This window comes from Amnimonas aquatica (genome assembly GCF_002943415.1).
Taxonomy (GTDB): domain Bacteria; phylum Pseudomonadota; class Gammaproteobacteria; order Pseudomonadales; family Moraxellaceae; genus Perlucidibaca; species Perlucidibaca aquatica_A.
In genome coordinates, this window is sequence record NZ_PTQZ01000346.1 from 1 (window position 1) to 1,239 (window position 1,239).

Sequence of the window (1,239 nt, forward strand, 5' to 3'; positions counted from 1 at the left end):
CGGCCTGGTGAGCTGGCCCATGATGTTCGTGTCCGGGCTGTGGTTCTCGCTCGACAACTCGCCGGCCTGGCTGCAGGCGCTGAGCCAGGTCATGCCGCTGACCCACATCGTCGAGGCCGCGCGCGCGGTCATGCTCAACGGTGCCGGCCTGGCCGACATCCAGGGCCATCTGTGGGTGCTGCTGGTCATGGCCGTGGCCACCATGAGCCTCGCCGCCACGCTGTTCCGGTGGACACGGACCAGCGGTCGCTGAGCCACTTTTCGTCTTTAATGACAGAGGCATGACCGACAAAACACAGAAGTGCAACAAAAGTGTGCTCAAACCGCCACAGCGCCCAGAATAAGCGCAACCTATCCTTCGTGCGTTACGTGTTACACAACAAGCAATGCACGAGGGTAAGCACATGCACGCAAGAAAACTGGCACTCGCCATCATCGCTGCCGGCGTCGGCACCCAGGCCATGGCAGGCGGCTTCGCACTGAACGAGCAAAGCGTCTCGGCCGGAGGCACTGCCAACGCGGGCCGCGCCTCCAATGTGCTGGATGCCTCCGTGGTCTACAACAACCCCGCCGCCATGGTGAAGCTGAAGCAGGCCCAGTTCACCCAGGCGCTGGCCTTCATCGATGCCCAGACCGACATCAGCGGCGTGACCGCACCCCTGGGTGGCACCAGTGACGGCGATATCGTGCCGCACACCTTCGTGCCGTCCGGCTTCTTCACCTCCGGCGACCAGGGCGGCTGGGCCTGGGGCGTGGCCGCCTACGGCAGCTTCGGCCTCAAGACCAACCACGAAGACAGCTATGCCGGCCGCCACCTCGGCGACAAGAGCTCGGTCAAGGTCATGACCCTGCAGCCGACGGTCAGCTACGCCCTCAATGACAAGGTGCGTGTCGGCGCCGGCGTGACCTTCAACTATCTCGATGCCTACCTGAGCAAGAACGTCTCCAGCCTGCCCAACATCGGCGGCGGCGCGCCCGGCACCGTGCTCGGCACCACCGAGCTGGAAGGCGACGACTACGGCTACGGCTACAACCTGGGCATCCACGCCGACCTGACCGAAAGCACCACCGCCGGCCTGGTCTACCGCTCCAAGGTCAAGTACAAGATCGACGACGGCTCGCTGACCACCAGCGGCACTGGCGTGCCGATGGGCGGCGTGCTGGTCGGCGCCGCCGGCAAGTACGACGGCAAGACCGCGCTGCCCACGCCGGAAAGCGTCGAGCTGTCGCTCAGCCAGC

2 protein-coding genes are annotated in these 1,239 nt (G+C 65.3%); both read left to right on the forward strand.

Annotated elements, in window-relative coordinates; genetic code table 11:
- On the forward strand, window positions 1–253 hold a 253-nt coding region (locus tag C5O18_RS09825), incomplete at its 5' end, for an ABC transporter permease (protein ID WP_146089348.1).
- 151 nt (window positions 254–404) lie between these two features.
- Window positions 405–1,239, forward strand: an 835-nt coding sequence (locus tag C5O18_RS09830) for an OmpP1/FadL family transporter (protein WP_206389854.1), incomplete at its 3' end; no start/stop codon positions are given.